The 5297-nt window shown below is 69.3% G+C and carries 7 protein-coding genes; 3 read left to right on the forward strand and 4 right to left on the reverse strand.

Annotated elements, in window-relative coordinates; genetic code table 11:
• From VML93_RS33155 to VML93_RS33170, 4 genes are all read right to left on the reverse strand, one after another.
• Positions 1 to 760, reverse strand: a 760-nt coding sequence (locus tag VML93_RS33155) for an adenylate/guanylate cyclase domain-containing protein (protein ID WP_325617252.1), incomplete at its 3' end; no start/stop codon positions are given.
• A gap of 34 nt (positions 761 to 794) precedes the next feature.
• Positions 795 to 1250, reverse strand: a complete 456-nt coding sequence (locus VML93_RS33160; protein WP_325617254.1) for a hypothetical protein — start codon at positions 1248 to 1250, stop codon at positions 795 to 797.
• A gap of 74 nt (positions 1251 to 1324) precedes the next feature.
• Entirely contained in the window at positions 1325 to 3001 is a 1677-nt protein-coding gene (locus VML93_RS33165) for an alpha/beta hydrolase (RefSeq protein ID WP_325617256.1), read from the reverse strand.
• A 6-nt stretch (positions 3002 to 3007) separates the two neighbouring features.
• Positions 3008 to 3310: a WXG100 family type VII secretion target gene (locus VML93_RS33170; RefSeq protein WP_325617258.1), complete on the reverse strand. Its 303-nt coding sequence runs from the start codon at positions 3308 to 3310 to the stop codon at positions 3008 to 3010.
• A gap of 96 nt (positions 3311 to 3406) precedes the next feature.
• Here VML93_RS33170 and VML93_RS33175 point away from each other — a divergent pair, with 96 nt between their 5' ends.
• The 3 genes from VML93_RS33175 to VML93_RS33185 form a co-directional block, all read left to right on the forward strand.
• Entirely contained in the window at positions 3407 to 3706 is a 300-nt protein-coding gene (locus VML93_RS33175; protein WP_325617260.1) for a hypothetical protein, read from the forward strand.
• 58 nt (positions 3707 to 3764) lie between these two features.
• A complete protein-coding gene (locus tag VML93_RS33180) occupies positions 3765 to 4070 on the forward strand; it encodes a hypothetical protein (RefSeq protein ID WP_325617262.1) in 306 nt (101 codons plus the stop codon).
• 7 nt (positions 4071 to 4077) lie between these two features.
• On the forward strand, positions 4078 to 5297 hold a 1220-nt coding region (locus tag VML93_RS33185), incomplete at its 3' end, for a PPE domain-containing protein (protein WP_325617264.1).

Consider the following 5297-nt stretch of genomic DNA (forward strand, 5'->3'; position numbering starts at 1 on the left):
TCACCACACCGCCGTGGCCGTCGATCGCGCGGTCCACGATTGCGTCCAGAATCGCCATCTCCCAGCGCCGACCGATCAGGCTCGCCTCGGCCCGCCCGGCCCGGCCATCGCGCGGGTCGATCGCCACCAGCCGGCGCGCGCACACCGGTTCGTCGCTCCCCTTGATGTGCACCCACTCCGGTTCACCGAGCGTCACGGTGTGTTCGACCAGCCGAGCTGTCGATTCCGACAGCATCACCGCGCCCGGAGGTGCCACCGATTCAATCCGCTGCGCTATCCCGACTTGCTGCCCGGTTGCGGCGTAACCTATTGTCCCCGAACCGATCTCACCGGCGATCACCTGTCCCGAATTCAGGCCCACCCGCAATCGCAGTGCCACCCCGTCGCGGCGCTGCACCTCGGCCGCCAACCGGTCCGCCTCCTGCTGAATCGCCAGCGCCGCAAGACAAGCCCGAAAGGCATGATCCTCCAACGCAACTGGGGCACCGAACAACGCCATCACCCCATCGCCGTTGTACTCAGCGGTCCCGCCGTAGCGTTGCACCGCCGCCGCCGATCGCTCCACCAGCTCGGTCATGATGGCGCGCAACCGCTCCAGATCCACGGCCGCCGCGATGTCCATCGACCGCACCACGTCGGCGAACAGCACCGTTACCTGCTTGTACTCGGCCGGAGTCGTCGCAGTCGCAACCGCTGCACCGCACTGGTTGCAGAACTTGGAGTTCGGCGGCAGTTCGGTACCGCACGACCCGCAGATCACCCCGATATCGTGTCACCGCTATGAGGGCGACTCCCTACCCGGTCAGGATCGTCGGGAACGGGCTGCGGTTGTCCGGCAGGTCGGCGGGAAAACACGGGGACACGCCCTGGAGGCTGGGCGCAAAGCCCGGGCGGCTGCGGGCTTCGATCTGCAGGCTGTAGCCGTCTGGCGCATAGCCGAACCGGTTGGGCTTGTCGAAGCCGTCGCGCTCGACGACGTTCCAGCCCCAGCTTTTCCAGATATCACCGGTCTTCGCCACGATGGCCTGCGGATCGGTGCCGGACGGCAGGGTGAGGTCGCCGATCGTCGTCAGCGCCCTCGGCGGTGTGCCGGTGGTGACGTCTTGGCAGGGGGGCGTGTTGGTGGGGGCATAGCGGGTGGCGTCCAGCGTGGTGCCGGGCGGCAGCGCCTGAAGCGTCTTCTTCAGGTATCCGATCAGGGTGTCCTGGGCTTGTTGCGGGCTGATCGGTGGTGTCGGCGTGGATGTCATGGGCCCTCCTCCGAGGTTGTTGGCGCTGCAGGCGCCGATCAGCACGACCACGAGTGATGCGGCGGCGAGACGGCTCATCGGTGCTCCACCGTGCCGTCGGGGCCGATGATTTCCGGGGGCTGCATGCCGTCGATGACGGCGCCGAAATTGCGCAGTGCGGGGTTCCCCGGCAACCAGTAGCTGCTGTGGGCGGCGACGCTCGGGGTGAGGCCGAGCGGGTCCGAGCTGGGTCCCGGAGCGGCGTAGAGCCGAGTGGCACCGAACTCGGAGCCCATCGGATCCTTGCCCAGCGTCAGGTCGGTGACCAGTTCGATGATGTCGTTGCGTGCCCGCATCGCATAGACGGTTCCGCCGGGAGCAAGGTTGAGGTCGCCCGCGTTATGCACCAGCATGCCCGGGCTGCCCACCGCGATCACGTTGTTGGCGTCCAGGTGATGGCCAGGTGCGGCGGCGGCCCCGACGACGGTGGAGCCGTAGCTGTGCCCGATCACCGTGTCGATCGAGGGCGCTCCGACGTGCGACGCGCGTTGCCCGCTCTCGAACGCATCCAGCGCACCGCCGCCTGACCAGGCGCGGTCTGGCCACGCGGCTTGCGGGAGGTCCATGGGACGGTCATAGCCCATCCACGTGGTGACCGCCACGTCGCCTGGCCGGAGGGTGGGATCGGCCTGCATCGCGGCGTTGTACATGGCCAACGATTTCAGGTCGCTGCCTTCGAATTTGGTGAGGTCTTGTCCGGTGCCGGGCACCAGGATCGCGTTGCGTTTGGCGTAGTCGGGATTGCCGATGGCCACCGCGCCGTGGCCCTTGTCGTCGATGAGTCCCAGGTAGCGTTTCACGCCGTCGTTGCGGTCCAGCTCGGCCTGCACCGTCCGGTATCCCTGCAGGCTCTGTCGGGCCGCCGAGATTTGCGGCCCCAGGGCGTTGAGCTCGACGGCGGTGGCTTTGCTGTGATCGCCCAGGTAGGCCTGGGCCGCCAGTTGGTCGTAGCGCTGCTGCATGCGGTCGAGGTCGGCTTGGGTGTGTTGTCGGAGCTCGGTCAGGTGCATCCGGTCGTAGTGGTCCCTGCCCAAGTGGTCCTCGGGGTCCCACGGCATCCCTGGGTGGTTGCCGATGTTGTGGTCCTGGCTGTAGAGCCAGTCCTTCTCCTCTGGGTTCAGCTGCTGCCACAGATCGTGAAACTGCTTGGGGTCCTCGGGAAGTGGCCTCGACAGTGCCTCGCGGATCTCGGGGCGGTTGTCGTGCGGCCCGGCCGGAATCGGCCGGTTACCTTCGGCCATCTCGATCGCTTGGGCCAATTCCATGTCGATCGCCGCGGCTTTGCTCAGCACCCGCTTGAGCCACTGCGCCAGCACCGTGGTTTTGCCGTCGATTTCCTGGGGAGACATGTGTGACCCCGGGGCCGGACCGATGGCGTTGGTCTTCGGGTCGATCTGCATCTGCGCTGCGTCGGCGGCTGCCAACAGTGCCTGGAGATCCCGCTTCAGCTCGTCGATCTCACCGGACGCCTTCGAGGCGACCTGGGCGACCGCCAGCGCCTCCTCGCCGTGCGAGTTCAGGTCGGCACGGACCTGGTCGATGGACTTCCTGGCCGCCTCGGCGCCTGCTCCGCCCCAGCTGTCGAACACCCGCAACTGCCCCAACCCGGCCCCGGCGTCGAAGGCCGCGCCGGCGCGCACGTTGCCGACGTGGAACACCTCCCGTACCGCGTCGGAACTCCACTGCTCGATCTCGGCGAGCGACAGCGACACGGCAGATCACCGTCCCACGGTGAGTGTCCGCGCGCTGCGGTCTTCGGTGCCCTGGTAGTCGTCGGCGGAGGTTTTGAATTGACGGGACTGCTCGGCCATTCGCGCGACCAAAGCCCGGGTGGTGCGCTGCCATTCCGCCGATTTGGCCGCCATCGCCGCGCCGGCCTGCCGGGGCCAGCCCGGCAACGCCGACTCCAGCCGCGAGTCCGCCGACGCGTGTACGCCCTGCATGTGGTGGGCGTGGCCGTCGACGCGTCCGGCCGAGGCCACCAAATGCTGCGGATCGACCTGCATCCGTTGCGCCGCCACGGTCCCAACGATAGGAACGCCGACCTGCTTGTACGACGGTCATCGGGAACGGACTGGTTTTAGGCTGGACGCAGACCGCCATCGAGGAGAGCCCGCATGGGAACGGAAACCGAGGACCGCAGCTACGTCGAGTCCTCCGCCGACGGCGCGCTGATGCTCGAACTCGACCGGCACGGCGGCCTGCTGCGCTGCCAGCTGGAACCCGAGGTCAACGCGGGCTGGTCGGCCGAGATGCTGGGTGAGCGGATCCTGCGGCTGCACACCCTGGCGCTGATGCGCGCGCGCTGCGACGAACTGGCCAAGATCAACGAGCGGGGCGCGGACATGCCGCCGGGCGAGGTGTATCCGAGCGAGGCCCAGGTGGCTGAATACCGCGCCCGCTACGTCGACTTTTGACGCTGCATAAGCCTTCGCGCTGCGGCTACGCTGGGCAAACAACCTGACGGGAGATGGCATGAGCGGGCGGCTGGCGCTGGATTTTCAGGCTTGGCAGGACCATGCCCAGTGGTGGGAGGCCGAAGGCACCCGGGTGCGCGAGCAGATGAGTCTGGACGACGCGACCATCGACGAGGCCGCCGGGGTGTTCGGCCGGATCGGTGCCTCGACGGTGGGTACCGCCTATGCGGCGGCGCTGCGGGAACGCCGGGCGGCCGGGGATCGCCTCGGTGCCTACGCCGAGTCGGTGGCGGCCCATATTCGCCGTGACCTGCAAAGCTATGCCGACGCCGAGCGAGTGAACCAGCAGACGCTGAGCTCCTAGGACCACCATGGCCAGCCGCGATTTGGGTATCGATCCCGCCGGGCTGCATGGCGCCGCGGCGATGGTGCGCGCCGTGCCGGGCCCTGCTCCGTCCGGTGGCGCGGTGACGCCGTGCGCCGGTGATTGCGTGTCGGTGGACGGGGCGAACTGGCTGGCATCCCAGGTCGGGGCGCTCGATCACGCCATTGCGACGGCGGACCAGGAAGCCGAGGCCGCCGCGGCGCGCTTGCACGCCAGCGCCGGCGCCTACCAGCAGCAGGAATCGATTTCGGCCGCCAATTTGGGTGGCGGCGCGGGGGCCGGGGGACCGGTGAGCACCCCGGCGGTGCTGCCCGCGTCGCTGCCGATCCCGCTGGCGGCGCCGGTCAGCGGCGGCGGAATACAGCCGGCCAGCGGGCGACAGGCCGCCGAGTTGATTCGTGGCGGCCCGGGACCGCAAGCACCGCAGGGGCTGGACGCGACCGCCCTCGCGCTCGATACCCGCGCCGGGCGGCTCGATCAGGCCTCGGCTTTGGTGCTCGCCGCGCGGGAGCAACTCGAGCACAGCTGGCAGTCGCCCGCGGCCGAAGCGGCACGGGCCCAGCTGACCGGACTGGCGTCGCGATATGCCCGGCTCGCCACCGACGCGCGGCACCTGGCCGGGACGGCCCGCGCGCTGGCCGGAGCTTTCCGTACGACTGAGCCCCGGATGCCCGACCTGTACGAGTGGAACCAGACGATCGCACGCCTGCAGGCCGCCCTGGCTGTCAATGCGAGTCCGGCAAGCTTCGGGACGCAGGGTCCGACGATCAGACAACTGAATATGAAGCTGGCGGCCTACGAACGGGATAGCCGGACGAATTTCACGGACTATCAAGGGGCGGGGACGGCCCATCTGGTGTCGGGGCTGCCGGCCGATACCGAAGTGGGCCGTGGGGGCATAACGGGCCCGGGAGGCGCGGGTGCCCTGCAACCGGGCGCTGCGTCACGACTGGACCCGCCCGTCGCGAATCCCGCCGATCCAATGTCCAACCCGCTGGTGGGCGGTGCGGCCGGCGGAATGGGCAAGATCATGGAGACGATCGTGCCGGCCGTCGTCACGGGGGTGACCGGCGGCGTCGGGGGTCTGCTGGGGGCGGCCACCGGCGCCACCAGCCAGCTGGGCGGGATGACGGGTCAGCTGGCCAGCGGCCTGGCGCAGACCGCCAGTTCGGCGGCGGGCGGCGCGCATCCGCCCGGCGGCGCCGG

It is taken from the genome of Mycobacterium sp., from assembly GCF_035499775.1.
Lineage (GTDB): Bacteria > Actinomycetota > Actinomycetes > Mycobacteriales > Mycobacteriaceae > Mycobacterium.

Bases quoted from the DNA above. Each gene is read 5' to 3' on its own strand.
- VML93_RS33160 (WP_325617254.1), bottom strand. From the start codon at position 1,250: ATGACATCCACGCCGACACCACCGATCAGCCCGCAACAAGCCCAGGAC.
- VML93_RS33175 (WP_325617260.1), top strand. From the start codon at position 3,407: ATGGGAACGGAAACCGAGGACCGCAGCTACGTCGAGTCCTCCGCCGAC.
- VML93_RS33180 (WP_325617262.1), top strand. From the start codon at position 3,765: ATGAGCGGGCGGCTGGCGCTGGATTTTCAGGCTTGGCAGGACCATGCC.